General features: G+C 36.7%; 9 protein-coding genes. 8 read left to right on the top strand and 1 reads right to left on the bottom strand.

The genetic code is table 11. The features are described from left to right. Window positions 1-322, bottom strand: a 322-nt coding sequence (locus Q1W14_RS15190) for a carboxypeptidase-like regulatory domain-containing protein (RefSeq protein WP_300702867.1), incomplete at its 3' end; no start/stop codon positions are given. 452 nt (window positions 323-774) lie between these two features. On the opposite strand from Q1W14_RS15190, the gene Q1W14_RS15185 reads away from it, so the two are divergent. The 8 genes from Q1W14_RS15185 (at window position 775) to Q1W14_RS15150 (ending at window position 18,882) form a co-directional block, all read left to right on the top strand. Further along, window positions 775-1,959 (top strand): site-specific integrase, encoded by a 1,185-nt coding sequence (locus tag Q1W14_RS15185; RefSeq protein WP_300702865.1) that lies wholly within the window; start codon window positions 775-777, stop codon window positions 1,957-1,959. A gap of 818 nt (window positions 1,960-2,777) precedes the next feature. After that, window positions 2,778-5,768 (top strand): SusC/RagA family TonB-linked outer membrane protein, encoded by a 2,991-nt coding sequence (locus Q1W14_RS15180; protein ID WP_366945767.1) that lies wholly within the window; start codon window positions 2,778-2,780, stop codon window positions 5,766-5,768. 11 nt (window positions 5,769-5,779) lie between these two features. Next, complete coding sequence (locus tag Q1W14_RS15175; protein ID WP_300702863.1) at window positions 5,780-7,456, top strand: SusD/RagB family nutrient-binding outer membrane lipoprotein; 1,677 nt, start codon at window positions 5,780-5,782, stop codon at window positions 7,454-7,456. Between the two features lie 11 nt (window positions 7,457-7,467). After that, a complete protein-coding gene (locus Q1W14_RS15170; RefSeq protein WP_300702861.1) occupies window positions 7,468-8,352 on the top strand; it encodes a hypothetical protein in 885 nt (294 codons plus the stop codon). Window positions 8,353-8,905: 553 nt separating this feature from the next. Then, entirely contained in the window at window positions 8,906-11,896 is a 2,991-nt protein-coding gene (locus Q1W14_RS15165; RefSeq protein WP_300702873.1) for a SusC/RagA family TonB-linked outer membrane protein, read from the top strand. A gap of 13 nt (window positions 11,897-11,909) precedes the next feature. Continuing rightward, complete coding sequence (locus Q1W14_RS15160) at window positions 11,910-13,496, top strand: SusD/RagB family nutrient-binding outer membrane lipoprotein (protein WP_300702859.1); 1,587 nt, start codon at window positions 11,910-11,912, stop codon at window positions 13,494-13,496. Window positions 13,497-14,204: 708 nt separating this feature from the next. After that, the gene (locus tag Q1W14_RS15155) at window positions 14,205-17,222 is read left to right on the top strand and encodes a SusC/RagA family TonB-linked outer membrane protein (protein ID WP_300702871.1); all 3,018 of its coding nucleotides are present in this window, start codon (window positions 14,205-14,207) and stop codon (window positions 17,220-17,222) included. A 31-nt stretch (window positions 17,223-17,253) separates the two neighbouring features. After that, complete coding sequence (locus Q1W14_RS15150; protein ID WP_300702857.1) at window positions 17,254-18,882, top strand: RagB/SusD family nutrient uptake outer membrane protein; 1,629 nt, start codon at window positions 17,254-17,256, stop codon at window positions 18,880-18,882. Window positions 18,883-18,912: the final 30 nt, after the last annotated feature.

Here is an 18,912-nt window from a genome sequence, read left to right as displayed (position 1 = left end):
CAACCATAACTTCGTCAAGTACCTCTGAATCAGATTTCATAACTACCTTAAGATTAGGCTTAATAGATACTTCTTGCGTCTGCATACCAACGAATGAAACCTGCAAAGTCTTCGCAGAACTTGGTACGTTTGGTAATGTAAAATCACCATCTACACCAGTAATAGTACCAATTTGTGTACCTTTTACTAATACAGAGGCTCCAATAACTGGCTGCCCGTCTTCTTCAGAAATTACAACACCTGTAACCTTCTGAGTTTGGGCAGTTACTAGGCCTATTCCGACAAAAAGACAGGCCAATAACAGCATTAATTTTCTTTTCATAAATTCTCTCTTAAAGTTTAACTTTACATTAATTGTTTCTTTACTCTAACAAAATGCAAATATATTAATAAATATGAAACAGACAATTGTTTTATTGAAAAAACCTTGTAAATCTATCAATCTGTTAATTCTTTGCCTTTTTTTATGCTTAATAGCAGCTTTTTCGTACTTAAAAAACCTAAATGGGGCAGGTTTATCTATCACTCTGTTTCGGATATTTTTGCAATAGGCTTCTCAAGGAGCATACTTTTTAAAACAAAATGGTTAAAAAATCAACGAATAGAAGCATAATAAAGCTCTACTAAGAGACATTTTGAGAATTTTTAGATATCAAAAACTCAAAAGGAAACGTTATAAAATGTCTCTTTTTGCAGATATTAATTCTTATTCAGTTCTCGTAAAGCTCAGAATATCGTCTTATTTGTTCATAGTATTAATTAAAATTGCGAGGAATGAGTAAGATTATTTACAATTTGGTGTACAACAGAAAAAAATGCCTGAACAAAAAGGGAATGGCATTAGTACAAGTAGAGGCCTACTTAGACAGAAAGAAAAAGTATTTTTCCACTAAAGTCTATTTAAAGCCAGAACAATGGGATGCTAAAAAGCTCATTGTTAGAAACCATCCTAATGCGGATGCATTAAATCGATTGATATACGAGTATATGTCTATGATTGAAAAGAAAGAGCTTGAGTTATGGCAACAAGGCAGACGTATATCTTTAGAATTACTGAAAGATGTTTTGAGTACGAGTGAAAACAATACATCTTTTATACCTTTCTTCAGGCAAGAAGTTACAAACTCTGCAATGAAGGAGAGTTCTAAACGAAATCATCTATCAACTCTTTCTCTATTGCAAGAGTTTAAAAGAGACGTTTCCTTTTCCGACTTGACATTTGAATTCATATCATCTTTCGAGTATTTCTTGCAATCAAAAGGCTATCATACCAATACAATAGCCAAGCACATGAAACACCTAAAGCGACATATAAATGTTGCTATAAATAAAGATTATATGGAAATACAAAAATATGCTTTCCGAAAATATAAAATTAAAACTATTGAGAATAAGCATACACATTTAAACCCTGAAGAACTTGAAAAACTGGAACAATTGAGTTTAGCTGGTAGATATTCTAAGTACCAAAAGACATTAGACGCATTTCTATTTTGCTGTTATGCAGGTATGAGGTACTCTGATTTTGTGAATTTATCATCAGATAATATAGTAGAGATTCGCCAAGAAATTTGGCTTATTTATAAGTCCGTTAAAACAAATACAGAGGTCAGGTTACCTCTATATCTACTTTTTGACGGGAAAGGGCTAATTACACTTGGCAAGTATCAAAATAATCTGCAAGAATTCTTTCGATTAAGAGATAACTCAAATGTAAATAAGGAGTTAATCATAATTGCTCGTTTAGCAGGGTTAGCAAAGAAAATATCTTTTCACACGGCACGACATACTAATGCTACTTTACTAATTTATAATGGAGTAAATATTACAACTGTTCAAAAACTATTAGGCCATAAAAGCGTTAAAACAACACAAGTATACACAAATGTGATGGATATGACTATTGTACATGATTTGCAGAAAAACCATTCTTTATTATTCAATTCTAAAGACAAATAAAATTTTCGCTCAAACGATGGTCTTATCAAAATAAAGACTACCTTCTCCATTATATTTCCGTACCAAGTCTGTATTTTCTATGTTTAAGGATCTCTTTAAACACAGAAGATATGGAATTGATACGGTTTTGGTCAAATTCAGACCTAAAAAAATTAAAATGAGGTGTGATTATCTACAATTTATATTCATTATAAAATCAATTATATATTTAATTCAACTCCTGATTCACATTATCAATATAAAAAACTACTTACTGTTAAAAAGGAAACTTGATTCGCATTAAGATAAAAGATGCTTTATCAATAAGATGAACTTAAATCAAAACCTTTGATTATGTAATCAGAGCCTTTGATTATATAACCGAAGGCTTTGGTTTTATAATCAAAAGCTTTGGTTATAGATTTCTTTTTAGAGAAGGGAACTTTTATCTTTGCACATAGCATATTTAAAATAAGGATAGAAGAAATTTTCAATTAATATGCCACAATACTGAATCTTAATTAGTACTTGAGGCCGGAATAAATTAATTACTGTAGGCGTTTTATATATAATTCAACTATTGAATTACAAGAATATAAATTAAGTAATTATATTAGAGAAAAATTCCATTTTCAAAATAAGAAGTATATTCTTATTAAAACACTATATGTAATTACATTCTCTAATTTACAGTATATCAGCCATTAATAAATAATAGTGGTATCACATTGAATAAACTTAAATATAGTAATCCCTCTATTGAAATATTCAGAATGCGGTTGGACGAAGTTGCATAAACTTATCCTCTAAATATAATCCACTGATTATTAGATACATCTATAAGCATTAGTTCTGCGAAGACTTTGGTAATTTCTTACATTGGTATGCAGACCCAAGAAGTGGCTATAAAAGCTAACTTAAAAGTTATCTTGAAGTCCGATGCTAAACTATTAGATGAGGTTGTAGTAACTGCTGTCGGTATTCAACGTGCAGAACGTTCATTAGGCTACGCCGTATCAAAAGTGGATGCAGATGAAGCTATCCAAAAGGCTGAACCGGACTTGATACGTTCTTTGGAAGGTAAAATTCCCGGTGTTGTGATTAACTCACCTTCAGGTGCGGCAGGTTCTGCTACACGTATGACTATTCGTGGTAACTCATCATTCCTTGGAAGCAATCAACCTCTTTATGTAGTGGATGGTGTACCTTATAGTAATACGGAAGTTGCATCTTCAAATCAGGCAACTGAAGCTGGTGGTGCTTATGGTAGCGGTATTTCTACTCTTGACCCGAATGATATCGAATCAATGAATGTCTTGAAAGGTGCGGCAGCTGCTGCATTGTATGGATCTCGTGCCGCAAATGGTGTTGTTCTTATAACAACCAAGAGTGGCTCAAAAAGCAAAAATAAAGCTGGTAAAGGTATGGAAATTACTTTGAACGCATCTTATACTATGGAGCAAATTGCAGGTTTGCCTGATTACCAAAATAAATTCGGTACAGGTGATAACTTTATGGCTCAAGGTGTAAATGGTTCTTGGGGTGCTGCGTTTACTGACGTAACTGAAGTTCCTCTGAGCATGTTCTCTGCCAATATTTATGGAAATGCTTATCCTGATCTACCTAAAATGATTCCTTATAAAGCTTACGAAAATAACGTAAAGGATTTGTTTGAAATGGGAGGTATTTACGATTTGTCGTTGAATATCAACCGTTATACAGAAAGCGGTAATTTTACTGCAACTGTTTCGAAGATGGACCAAGATAGTTATATTCCTGATGCAGACTTTGGTCGTTATTCTATCAGCGTAGGTGGAAATCAAACATTAACTAACGGTGTTCGTGTTGGTGGAAATGTTTCTTTCTCAAGAACTCAGCAGAATGGTCCTATGTTTGGTAATAACCAATCTAGTAACATTGGTGCGTCTTCATTTGCCCGTGCACTAATCCTTGGTCGTAACTGGGACATGTCTCTTCCTTATGAAACTCCTGACCATAAATCATTATTCTTTGTTGGTGATCAGGCAGATAACCCGCTGTGGTCATGGAAATATAATAAGATTAGAACAACAATGGATAGAACCGTTGCCAATTTCAATGTTGGTTACGATATCACTAAATGGCTTTCTGTTGATTACCGTCTAGGTATCAATGATTTCAAAATGGATCGTAAGGAAGTACTGAACATCGGTTCAAGAGCTGTAGGTGGTAAAGGCCGTATTCGTGTAGAATCTTATGACACACAAGAAATTGAGTCAACTTTATTACTCCGCTTCGATGTTCCTCTTCATAAAGATTGGGGATTGAAAGGTTCTTTGGGGCACAATGTGAACCAGTTTACATCAACTAATACTCAAACAACAGGTTTGAATATAATGTCTCCTGGGGTTTATAATATCAACAATACTGAATCACAAACTTCTGAAGAGTATTATACAAGAACTCGTTTGTGGGCTATTTTTGCAGAAGCAACTCTTGATTATAAGAATTTCGCTTTCTTGAGTGTTACAGGACGTAATGACTTCTCTTCTACTTTGCCAAGTGGCAATCGTAGTTTCTTCTATCCTTCTATTGCTGGTTCATTTGTATTCACAGATGCTTTCAATATCAATGAAGATATTATCAAGTTCGGTAAAGTACGTTTGAGCTGGGCTAAGGTTGGTAATGATGCTGGTGCTTATTACAAAAACGGAACATTTAGTTTGGGACAACCTTTCAATGGACGACCAATCTTGTCATTGCCAAGTTCTATGTTCGATCCTGAGTTAAAACCGGAGTTTACTTCTGAAGTTGAATTTGGTGCAGAATTGCAATTCTTGAAGAGTAGAGTAAACTTGGATTTCACATGGTACAATCGTAACTCAACAAATCAGATTGCTCCTTTGAGCCTTCCTTACTCCACTGGTTATGGTAGCTACTATACAAACTTTGGTAAAATGAACAATCGTGGTATCGAAGTTGGTTTGAATTTAGTACCCATTATGAACAATAACTTCAAATGGGATATGTATTTCACTTATACGAAGAATGATAGTGAAGTAAAAGAGCTGGCAGAAGGTGTTGACCGCGTATCTTTGAATACTGGTTTCTCTACTCCAGGAGCTGTATTGGAAGTTGGTCAACCTTATGGTATGCTAGTTGGAGATAAGTTTGCACGTGATGAAGAAGGAAATCTTTTAGTTGATCCTAATTCAGGTTTCTATTTGGTAGATGATGAACAAGGATATTTGGGTAACCCTGCCCCTGATTATAAGCTAAGCTTGAACAATACATTTACTTATAAAGGTATAACATTGTCATTCTTGGTAGATGCTCAAGTTGGCGGATGTGTTTGGACATCTTATATTACAGACTTGTTGGGACGCGGTGTTACACAAGACACAGAAAACCGTTACGGTTCTCGTATCATGCCGGGTTACTTAGCTGATCCTTCTACCAAGAAGCCATTGTTGGATGCTAGTGGAAATAAGATTCCTAATAATGTCCAATTACGTGAGAATGACTTATGGTTTAGTGGAAGTTCTACAGTATCTTCATTCGCTATAAATGGTGTAGACGAAGCAGCTGTTTATGATGCTACTACAATCCGTCTGCGTGAAATAAGCCTTGGTTACCAACTTCCCAAATCTTGGTTGGCTAAGACATTTATTGGTTCAGCTAATATTTCATTTGTAGCTCGTAACTTATGGTTCTGGGCACCAAATGTTCCTAAGCATAGTAATTACGATCCTACAGCCAGCAGTTATGGTGGTGGCAATGTACAGGGTATTGACTATACTTCTGCACCTAATACAAGACGTTATGGATTCAATCTTAAACTCACATTCTAAAAACCGAACGTATGAAAATTAAAAAATATATATTTATATTGGCATCAGTCTTGTTTGTCAACACTAGTTGTTCTCAATACCTTGACATCAATGATGACCCCAATAAACCGACTAAAGCTGAATTAAACAAAGTATTGACCGGAGCTGAATATGACATTGCAATGTCATTTGCTTCTGGCAATTATATAGGTTCATCATTACCTTCTTATGTATTTCATTTATCTTCTCGTGAAGTTGATAACTTTGGTATAACAGCTTCTAGTGCAGCTCTCGGAAATTCATGGTTGCAAGCTTATGCTTATGGTTTAAAAAACACAGATGCTGTAATTTCCGCTGCTGAAGAGGGAGGAAACTTAATCTACGCTGGTATAGGTAAACTGTTGAAAGCTTATGCATTTACAAGTGTTGTAGATTTATGGGGAGATGTACCTTTCACAGAATTCAATGTGGAAGGAAATTATGCTCCGGCTTTGGATAAAAGCCAAGCTGTTTATAACTCTTTACTCGCTTTGGTAGATGAGGCTATTGGTAATTTGAATAATACAGATGCACCTAATTTATTGAAGCCTGCTAGTGATGACTTGATTTACAATGGTGACAAAAATAAGTGGATTAGAATGGGTAATACACTGAAACTTAAATTACTGGTACAATCAAGAAAAGCAAAAGGTGAAATCACAGGTTGGAATGAGAAACTTACAGCTTTGCTTGCTGAAAACAACTTCATAAAGGATGGAGAAGATTTTGAATTTAAGCACACAGCAAAAGATAATCCGGATGAACGTAATCCTGCCTATGTTGACGAATATCTTGGTGGTCAAAGTACTTATTATATCAGCCCGTGGCTCTTTGAAACAATGTCTGGTTTAGACTTGAATGTGAAAGACAATCCACTTGCTGGTATTACTGACCCACGTATTCCATATTATTGGGTTAATCAAATCAAAGCCGACGGTGAAGCGCAAAATACAACCGATTATCGTAGTGGAGCATTTGTTTCTATATTTTTTGCATCAAACTCTTCATCATCGGGTAATGACCAACGTTCCACTTCTTCCTTTATTGGAATTTATCCATGTGGTGGAAAATATGATGATGGCAAAGGTGGTAAATGTGATAAGAGCGTAGGTACTGGTATTGCACCCGAGAAAATGCTACAAGCTTATTCAGTTCCTTTCTTATTGGCAGAACTCTATTTAACAGGAGAAGTAACTGGAGATGCAAAAGCTGCTTTAGAAGCTGGTATCAAACGTTCTATAACACACGTAAATACAGTATCTCAAGCTGCAAAAGCTGATGGTGTTGCTGTACCCACAATTGCAGCAGATGCAATTACTGCTTTTGTCGGAAAAGTTTTAGCTAAATTTGATGCAGCAGCAAATAACGAAGAAAAACTTCGCATTGTAATGACTCAGAAATGGATTGCTAACTTCTTTAATCCGGTTGAAGCATATAATGATATCCGTCGTACAGGTTATCCTACACTATTGAGCCCAAGCACTGATTACGCTAAATCACCTTATAAGAGTAGCAAAGCTCCCGAACTTGGTCCGATTGACATTCCTTTGAAGGGTATTAATGCATATCCAAGAGCAATGTGGTATCCTACAAGTGAAATTACTCGTAATCCGAATGTAACAAACAGTGGAAGAAATCTTAGTACCCCACTCGTTTTTTGGGATAAATAAAATGTTTAACTATGAAATTTTATAATAATATGAGATATATACAATTATTCATGGCAACTGTCCTTATGGCATTGCTGACTGTTAGCTGTGATCAAGATCTTCCTTATCCACTGGATGATGTGAAGGACGGGGTTGTTATCGACATAGCTCGCGTAGCAGGCACAGACGGCGTTCTTGCTGTTGGCATAACGGAAGGTAATTACAAAGTCAAATTAACTATACCTAAGCAGCAAGGAGATTATTCAGCATTAGATTATGCACAGTTATTATGTGTGTTTACGGATGTTTCCGGTAAAACAACTTCTAAGGTAGTAGTTGATAATATTAAAGACTTTCCGAAGGATATTGATCTTGACATTGCAAATGTTTATCAGCAGTTTGGATTAACCAAACCTGCTTTGGGTGAAACATTGTATTTTACGACCAATGCTGTATTGAAAGATGGTTACATAGTAGCTGGTTGGAATGCAATTTCAGGTTTTAACAACAAAGCATTTACCGGTTGGGAAGTTGATGGAAGGGCTTATTCTTATAACGTAAGATATTCTGTTGCTTGTCAATTAATTCTGGATGAATTTGAAAGAACAGTTTCCGTAGAAGATGGCTTCTGGGAAGATGTTTATGATGCTAAGCTTGTGAAAAAATCTGATACAGAGCTTGAATTACAAGGAATACTTGGTGATCCTGATACTAATCCTATTGTAATTACAGTTGATCCCACCGATCATTCTGTTTCAGTTAAGAAGCAAGTGATAACACCGATCTTTTCGCCTTACACGAACTTATCTGTTGAAGCTAGCGGTACTATTGATGCATGTAATGGTAGTATTACTTTCACTGGAACATTTACAGTAGATCAAGGTAGTTTTGGTAGTGCTAAAGTTGTCATTAGATAATCCTTAAAAAAGAAATTGAGGATCTGAATTATATATAGTTCTAAGAAAAGGCTGTCTCAAAATACAAAATGAGACAGCCTTATTTATAATCTTTAAGTTGTTGTATAATAATTCCCTTATTTTAGCTCTAAAAAAGATAATCTAAAGCAAGATTATCATGAAAACAATTCAATCTATAAGATTTTCAAAATTCATTTTGAAATAACCTCTTCTCTTATTTTTGCTGCTTAAAAATATTGTAATCCAATTTGACAAATTCAGAAGTTTTCAATTCTTACTTTGGCATTTAAAATTCTTTTTAGTCCTGAAATTACTTATTAATTTTTGTGAACAATTACATTTTCTATTAAACGCCAAGTATGTTTCTCTAAGCTATTATTTGATGAACAAATTGCGATAATATGCTTAATATCATATGTTTAATCATGATGACGGTAGAATTATAGTTGAAATATAGTTTATTGTTCCCCCTACACAATAGCCTATGGCTGATATCTTATATATTACCATAAGATTCAGACAAATTTTATTCTCTTAATTATCAATACATTATATAACGTGTAGTTCTGCGAAGACTTTGTTAGTTTCATTCGTTGGTATGCAGTCACAAGAGGTGGCAATTAAACCGGTTTTAAAGGTAGTGCTTAAGTCTGATAGCGAATTACTTGACGAGGTTGTAGTTACGGCTATGGGTATTTCAAAAGCAAAGAAAGCGCTGGGATATGCTGTACAAGATGTAAAAGGAGATAAGTTAGTACAGGCTGCCAATAGTAACCTTTCTAGTGCATTGCAAGGCAAAGTTTCTGGGGTAGAAATTTCTCCATCTTCTGGTATGCCAGGAGCTTCTTCTAAAATGACTATCCGTGGATCTCGTTCGTTTACTGGTGACAATACTCCTTTGTATGTTGTGGATGGAATGCCAATCTCTTCATCAACTGATTTGGATACTTATAATTCTGTTACTGGTTCGGATTATGCCAACCGTGCTGTGGACATTGATCCGAACGACATTGAGAGTATTAACATTCTAAAAGGTCAAGCTGCATCCGCGCTATATGGTATGCGGGCTTCAAATGGTGTAATCGTTATCACAACTAAGAGTGGAAAGGGTGCACGTAAAGGTAAACCTGAAGTCACTATCAATACAGGTCTTTCGTTCGATAAAGTTTCTACTATGCCCGAATTCCAAAAAGAATTTGCGCAAGGATATAATGGCGTTTATAGCCCGATGGATTCTCGTTCTTGGGGTCCGGAAATAGCAGAATTAGCTAACGATAAAGTATATGGTGGTAACACAGATAATGATTATACAAAGAAATTTGGAAAGAAGCAAGGACAATATTATGTACCTCAACGTGCTAATGCCGGTTTAGATCCTTGGGCTACTCCACGCACTTATGACAATGCGGATGGTTTCTTCAATACAGGTGTTACATGGAACAATAGTGTGAATGTTGCACAAAGTATGGATAAAGGAAGTTATTCGGTATCTTTAGGTAATACAACAGCTAACGGTATTGTACCTTCTACTGGTATGGATCGTTACAATGCAAAAATGACTGGTCAGGCTCAGTTAAACAAGAATTGGTCTACAGGATTTAATGGAAACTTCGTTTTCTCCAAGATTAAGAAACAGACTGGTGCAAACAATGGTATTATGGCTACAGTTTATGGTGCACCTTCAAGTTATGACTTGAATGGTATTCCTTCGTATTATGCAGGAGCTCCTACCAAACAAAACACATATCGTACCACCGGTGGTTTCGATGCTGCTAATTGGGCTGTAGATAACAACTCGTTCATTGAACGTACACAACGTTTCTTTGGAAATGCTTTTGCACAATACTCTACTGACTTTGGTACTGAAAACCATAAGTTAGATGTGAAATATCAATTAGGCGTAGACTCTTATTCTACTAACTATATTGATACATGGGGTTATGGTCATTCTAACGGTTTTGGTAGTGTAGAAGAACAAATCGTTTCTAATACAGAAATGAATTCACTGTTTACTGCAAATTATGACTGGAAAATCAACTCAGAATTAGATTTAAATGTTTTGTATGGTAATGAGTTTGTTAATGGTGCTAATAAATACACATATGCTTCGGGTAGCAACCTTAACTTCCCGGGTTGGAATCACATCCAGAATGCATCGAGCTATTTAGGTTCAGCATCTTATCACCGTACTCGTACAATCGGTAATTTCGCCAATTTGTCATTATCTTATCGCAACATGTTGTATTTTAATGCAACGGTTCGTAACGACATTGTATCTTCTATGCCACGTGATAATCGTTCATTTACTTATCCTTCTGTTTCACTCGGCTTCATCTTTACTGAGTTAGAAGCATTGAAGAATGATGTATTGACTTATGGTAAAATACGTGGTTCTTATGCTGAAGTAGGTCAGGCCGGTACATATTATGACTCATACTATTACACTCCAGCTTATGGTGGAGGTTTCTCCTCAGGCACACCGATCCAATATCCAATTGGCTCTATCAAAGCTTACATCCCTTATTTCAGAATTTATGACCCGGAATTGAGACCTCAAAATACAAAATCTTATGAGGTTGGTCTTGACTTAGCTTTTTGGAATGGTCTGGTTTCTTTAAACTATACTTATTCTCGTCAGAATGTAAAAGACCAAATATTCGAAGTTCCTTTGGACACTTCTACCGGATATAGCGCGATGGTAACGAATGGTGGTTCGGTACATACTGATGCTCATGAAATCACTTTGACTGTTAATCCGATCAAAACAAAGAATTTCAACTGGGAATTTGGTGTAAACTTCTCGAAGATTGATAATTACGTTGACAAACTGGCTCCGGGGGTAAGTAGTATTATGTTAGGAGGTTTTGTTGATCCTCAGGTTCGTTTGAGCGAAGGTGATAAGTTCCCTGTAATCTATGGAACAAGTTACATGCGTAATGAAAATGGCGACATCATGGTGGATGAAAAAGGATTGCCTATAGCAGGTGAGAATAGAGTATTAGGTACCGTGTCTCCCGACTTCCGTTTGGGCTTCAATACCACTTTCGAGTTCTATAAATTCCGTTTATCGGCTGTACTTGACTGGAAGCAAGGTGGATGCATGTATGCAGGTTCCACTAGTACACTGGATTATTATGGTGTTACTCAAAAAAGTGCCGATTATCGCAAAAAAGACTTCTTTTACTTCGACAAACCTGCTGTAAAAGAATTGGCTGATGGTACATTTGCTCCGAATGATATCAAGATTAGTGGATCAAATGCTTATGGGTACTTTGACCGTTTAAGTACTATTTCTGAGGCTGGAGTTTATAATTCCTCATTCTTGAAGTTACGTGAGATTGCATTGAGCTATCCGGTTTTGAATAAATCTTATTTAAGTGTAACTGTGAATGTGTTTGCTCGTAATCTCCTGTTGTGGTCTGAAATGGACAACGGTATCGACCCAGAATCATCACAGGGAAATAACAACATGGCAGGAGCCTTCGAACGTTTCTCTCTTCCGGGAACATCCAGCTATGGTTTTGGTTTAACAGTTAAATTCTAAAAAAGGACGAAAAATGAAATCAATATTGAATATATCAAAAGGAATCTTGTCAGTGGCGTTGATTTCCGTTGCACTTGCTTCCTGCTCGGAAGATGTAATGGATCGTATCAACAAAGACAAAGACCATACAACATCTGTACCTGCCAAATATATGTTGGCAGATGTTATTACCGCTACCGCTTTTAGTAATATAGGAGGTGATTTCAATACGTACTTCTCAATTTATGTAGAACACACGGTAGGAGTAGATAATCAATTGGCTAATGCAGAAACACGTAACGGTGAGCCGGCTGCATCTTCTACCTTCAATAACGTGTGGAGTAACTTGTATTCAAATTTAAAGAATGCACGTATCGCTTACAGAATAGCATCGGATGAAGTAACTGCCGATTATACAACTAAAGGTATTGCTGGAGTATTAGCTGCCATTAATAGTGCATTAATTGCGGATGCATTTGGTGATACCCCATATAGTCAAGCAGCCCTCAGTGAGTTGGATAATGGTAAACCCCAATACTTGAATCCAGATTTGGATAAACAAGAGCAGATTTATGTAGCAATCATGAAGTATCTAGATGATGCTATTGTTGATCTGCCAAAGGGAGATAAGACAAATCCAATAGGAAGCTACGATTTGTTATACAAAGGTGACAAAGCTGCTTGGCTGAAATTGGCTTATGGCTTAAAAGCTCGTTATACAATGCGCTTAATAGGACGTTCGGCTTCAAAAGACGATGACTTAAGAAAGATCATTGAATATGTAGACAATTCTTTTACTTCTATTGATGAACAAGCAGCTTTTGCCATTTATGATGAGACTAATATCAATCCTTTCTTCGATTTCCAATGGAGTCGTGACGGATTGGCAGCCAGCAAGAGCTATGCTGACAAATTGATTGAACGTAATGACCCTAGACTACGTCGTGTATTCTCCACAGGGCAAAATTTCTCTGAATTAGGTGTTTCCGATCAGATTACCGGGGCAGATGATGCTAAATTTGATGTATCGCCTAATGGTACAGGTGAGCCTGTGAAATATAAATATAATACTCCTATATTTGTATATTCCCAAACTTGTCCTACCTTGCTGATGAGCTACCACGAATTATTATTCTTGAAGGCAGAAGCACAAGCTCGTTTGAATCTTAAAGATGATGCAGCAAAAACGTTAAAAGATGCGGTCATTGCTGCTATTGCTAATGCCGAAACTGGCATTCAAGCTGCATTTAAGGCACCAACAGTAATGGCTTATGGTGGCGTAGTAGAAACAACCAAAGCTATTACTGCCGAAGAAGCTAGTGCTTACTTTGACAAATCGGTGAAGCCATTGTTCGAAGCCAATCCAGTGAAAGAAGTGATGATACAGAAGTATATATCATTCTTGGGTGCTTTCGGTGAGTCAACCGAATGTTACAATGACGTTCGCCGCCTGAAAGGTATGGGTGAAGACTATATCAAATTGGACAATCCTTATAAATTCCCACTTCGTGCTCCTTATGGAGGCGACTCAGTAAGTGCCAATCCAAAAATAGAGAGTGCTTATGGGAACGGACAATATGTATACTCTGATCCTGTTTGGTGGGCAGGTGGTAGTCGTTAAAAAGCTACTTTAAATTATATAGAGGAGAACAGCATTCATTAGGAGGGAACAAAAGTTCTTCCTACTCTCCTCCTCTTAAATAAGTGACGGTATAAATTCCATATTTGATGGAATTTATACCGTTTCTCTATCTTGACACAGTAAAGAGATAGCTACCCGATGTTATAAAACCATCGAATGGAGTTTTCAGGCAATCAATAAAAGACGGTTGGTTATATTTTGATTTAATTCGCTTTTGCTTATTTCTTAGATGTATTCATTTATAATATTAAGAAATAAAAAAAATAGAAGCTTCAATTTGCAATTAAAATTCTTGTAATAGTCACTTTTTCATAATTTGCAAATAGAGAGTTAACCATAATTGTAATATGATAGCAAGTAATGTTATTACATGAAAATATTGAGCAATATATATAGCATACTATTTGGATCAAAAATATATGATGTAAATACATTTATCAAATATATTAGTTACGTTTTTTTGTATACTTCCTTATGAAATTTATAAGTTTATAAACTATCAGTACTCAGACATTACAAATTGAAATATGCTATATTATTATTAATCAATATCTAACCTTATATTAATAGTAGAAACAAGATATAGCTATTTGTAGCTTACCCTCTTTTAAAACTAATCGAAAAGGGGTATTAAGGAATTGCATAAGTTCTACCTATTTTATAACTACTTATTTATCAAAGCAATATATTAATTGTAGTTCTGCGAAGACTTTGCAGGTTTCATTCGTTGGTATGCTAACCCAAGAAGTAGCAATCAGACCAACTGTAAAAGTAATATTAAAAGCTGATAGTGAGGTACTTGACGAGGTAGTGGTAGTAGCTTACGGAACGGCTAAAAAGGAATCATTAACAGGTTCTATTTCAGTTGTTGATTCCAAGAAAATCGAAAAGCGTATCACAACCAGTGTTACTGGAGCACTTGAAGGATCTGCCCCCGGTGTACAGGTAAACAACACCTATGGTGAACCTGGTAAAGCGCCTTCCATTCGTATTCGTGGTTTCGGTACATTGGTTTCTGGAGCTTCCGATCCATTATTCGTTGTAGATGGCGTACCTTTTGACGGTAATATTGCAGAAATAAATTCTAATGACATCGAAAGCATGTCTATCTTGAAAGATGCCGCCTCTGCTGCTTTGTATGGTAACCGTGCCGCTAATGGTGTCGTACTAATCACCACTAAAAGTGGTCGCGGCTCAGATAAACCATCTATTACACTGCAAATAAACCAAGGTATTTATAACCGTGGTTTACCAGAATACGAACGTTTAGGCGCTGACCAATGGATGGAAGCTTCATGGATAGCTATGAAGAATTATGCCATGACCGGTAGCTTGGGACTTAGTGATACAGATGCTGGCGCTTATGCTACTAAGAATATAATAACCGGTTATGCACGTCGCAATATATACGATGGCGCAAATGATGCATTATTTGATTCGAACGGTAAACTAACCGCAAAAAGATTATCCGGATATGATGATCTTGATTGGAATAAAGGTATTGAGCGCAATGGTCATCGTCAGGAATATAACTTATCGGCAAGTTCATCCGGTGATAAGCTTAGCGTTTATTCTTCCGTAGGTTATCTGAATGAAAAAGGATATATCATTGCTTCAGGTTATGAACGTTTCTCCGGTCGTATAAATTCTATTTATACTCCCAATAAATGGTTAAAAGCTGGTTTGAACTTAAATGGTTCTGTCACCAAAAGAGATTACAATGATAATGCCACAGGAGAATTATACGCCAATCCGTTCTATATTACTCGTTATATGGCACCAGTTTATCCGATGTATATGCATAATGCTGACGGTTCATATGCATTAGATGAGCTTGGAGGGAAGCAGTATGATGTTACATCATCTTACTTAAGCAATCGTAATATTGCTTTTGAGTTGAGAAACGACAAGCAAGAAAGCCGTCGTAATGTATTGGGCGGACAAGCTTTTGCTACTATCAACTTGCCTTATGACTTTTCTGTAACAGTGAAAGGAGATATGAGTAACAGTACCTCCAACAACAAAAAGTATGACAACCCCAAAATTGGTGATGGTGCAACAAACAACGGCCGTTTGACAAGCTATGCTTATCAATACACCAATTACACGATGCAACAATTGATAAACTGGAAGCATACTTATAAGAATATTCATAATATAGATGTAATGCTTGGACATGAAAACTATAGTTGGGAGCGCAAATACACTGCCGGAATGAATACAGGAATGGCCGTTGATGGTAATCTGACTATAGGTAACTTCCTAACGAACTCTTATTTTAGTGGTTCGGATGATGAATACAAAACAGAATCTTACCTGGCACGTGCCCGTTATAACTACGATGAACGTTATTTTGTAGAAGGATCTTTCCGTCGCGATGGTTCGTCTCGTTTTCATCCGGACAACCGTTGGGGTAACTTCTTCTCATTAGGTGCTAGCTGGAACATAAAGCGCGAAGCTTTTATGGAAGATATCAACTGGATTAACAATCTGAAATTACGTGCTTCTTATGGTGAAGTAGGTAACGATGCCGGTGTGAATTACTATGGCTACATGGCACTTTATACCATAGATAAGAACGGTGGCAATGCGGCTTTGTTGAAAAAGTCTCTTTCTGCGCCGGATATTAAATGGGAAACAACTCAAACCCTTGATTTTGCTTTGGAAGGTCGTCTGTTCGATCGTCTGAACTTCCAGATTGGCTATTTTGACAAACGTTCAAAAGACTTATTGTTTGAAGTACGCTTACCGCTTTCTGCAGGTTCGTATCCTTGGGTAGACGCAGATAATGGAGCGCCAATGAACTTGACACAGTACAAGAACATCGGTACAGTTTCTAACCGCGGTGTCGAAATAGCTTTGGATGTAGATGCTGTTAATAATAAAGATTGGAGATGGAATATCGGTTTAGATGCTACTTTCTTGAAAAACAAAGTTGTTAAACTGCCTGATGGAAAAGATATCTTGCATGGCATGCAGAATTATTCAGAAGGTCACTCTATCTATGAATTCTATACATACCACTTTGAGGGAATTGACCAAATGACCGGACAGTCATTATATACCATTGATCCCGAAAAGAAAGAAACAGCTGCTGCTGATGGAGCATTGACCACTATTAATGGTACAGATTATACTACAATTACTTCTTATGCTAAACGCGATTGGGCAGGGTCTGCATTACCGAAAGTATATGGCTCAGTAAATTCTGCTTTATCATGGAAAGACTTGAGCTTAAACGTGTTATTCACATACGGTCTAGGTGGCAAAGTATATGATGGCAGCTACCATTCATTAATGGGTACATCAGTAATGTCATCAGGTACTGCGCTACACAAAGATGTATTGCAATCGTGGAATGGAATACCAGAAGGTATGACTGAGACTTCAGCTAACCGTATTGATCCCAATGGTTTACCAGCTCTTGACTTTAATCGTAGTACAGATAACAATGCAACAAGTGACCGGTGGTTGACCAGTGCATCTTATCTGGTACTCAAAAACTTGAATTTCTCCTATAACTTACCCAAAAAGTGGATGAACCAATGGGGCATCAGTGGACTGATGCTAACTGCCGGTATTGAAAACCTCTTTACGGTAACTGCGCGTAAGGGCATGAATCCTCAATATTCATTTAAAGGTGACTCAGATGATACTTATGTCACTGCACGAGTTTATAACTTTGGACTTACAGTCAAATTCTAAAGAATAGAACATTTAAAAGAATAAGAAAAGTATGAAAAAATATATCAATAGATTATTTATGGGCGCTTTGGTTACAAGTATGTCGTTCTTGACACCATCTTGTAGCAGCGACTATCTTGATACTGCTCCGACAGACTCTACCGGAGCAACCGATGCTGTGGGAACAACAGCTAATGCAATGAAAGCATTGAATGGTATTGCCAAAATTATGACTACCCAACAATATTATTTTGGTGGTGGTTTTGCAGGAGAAAACAATATTATGATTCAGTATGAAGCTTATCCGAGCCAAAACTATAATTATAATTATTATGCAAATGGATGGGCACCGATCTTCAATCAGCAATTCCATACTCGTACAAATAGTATCTATGATGCTTATGCATGGTACTATTATTATACGCTTATTGGCAATGCTAATACAATTATTGGCAATATTGATGCTGCCGAAGGTCTTGATAGTGAAAAGCAGTTTATCAAAGCTTCTGCTTTAACATTCCGCGCTTATGCCTTTGAAAAGCTGATACATTATTACTGTTATCGTTGGCAAGACTCTAATAATGGAGCTTCTCAAGGACTGGTACTTCGATTAGATGAATCTACAGGAGGTATGCCCTACTCTACATTAGCACAAACTTATGCCCAAATCTACAATGATTTAGACAACGCAATTTCTCTTTTTGAAAATAGCGGAATGGATCGTAAAGATGGAGAAGTATGGATTCCGAATATAAATGTAGCACATGCCGTGTATGCTCGTGCCGCTTTGACCAAGCAAGATTACAGCAAGGCTCTTTCTGAGGCCAAACTGGCTCGTAAAGGATATCCTTTGATGAGCAACGCCGATTATAAAGCGGGTTTCTGCAATCCTACAAGCGAATGGTTATTCGGTAGTTTTGGTAGTGCACAAGAAAATAACTGGTACTGGAGCTATGGTACTCAATATGCTTGCAATGGTTATTACGCTAATGCAGAAGGTTCTCCAAATGGTGCTGGTTCCATTGGACGTGAATTGATTAACCGTATCCCCAATCAAGACACGCGTAAAGCATTGTTTTTATCAGAAGACAAATTCCCAGGTTACGACTGGAACAACGAGGATGTCATAGATCCTGATTATGCTATATTTTACGATGACAACTTGATTAATGATGCAGCTGCTTATATTAAGAAAAATGCAGTTTCCGGCTTAGATGCTCCTTATCAAGCCGGCTATTATTACCTTGGTGCTCAATTAAAATTCTATGTATTTGATACCCCGGGTGTATCTTATTTACCATTCATTCGTTCTTCAGAAATGGCATTGGTAGAGGCAGAAGCTAACTACTTCTTGAACGATACACCTGCCGCACAAGCTGCTTTGGTAGAATTGAATGCTACTTCTGGTCGTAACCCTGAATATACTTGCACAAAGACAGGTGTAGATCTTTGGAACGAGATTATGGATTACCGTGAGGTAGAACTTTGGGGTGAAGGAGCTGCATGGAGTGATTACAAGCGCTGGAATCGTCCTGTAGTACGTACAACTATTGCACAAGGCGGTAATGCATACCCTTCAGTTGCAATTACTATTCCTGCAGATGGCGCCAATAAATGGACTTGGGATGTTCCTTTGAACGAAACAGACTATAATGATGAACTCAAATTAGGAGGTAAATAAAAAGAACCTAAACAATTTTTCTAATTAAAC

This window comes from Bacteroides sp. (assembly GCF_030151085.1).
Classification (GTDB): Bacteria; Bacteroidota; Bacteroidia; order Bacteroidales; family Bacteroidaceae; genus Bacteroides.
The sequence above is the reverse complement of the archived record's forward strand: the minus strand, read 5'-3'. Positions and strand labels throughout refer to the sequence as shown.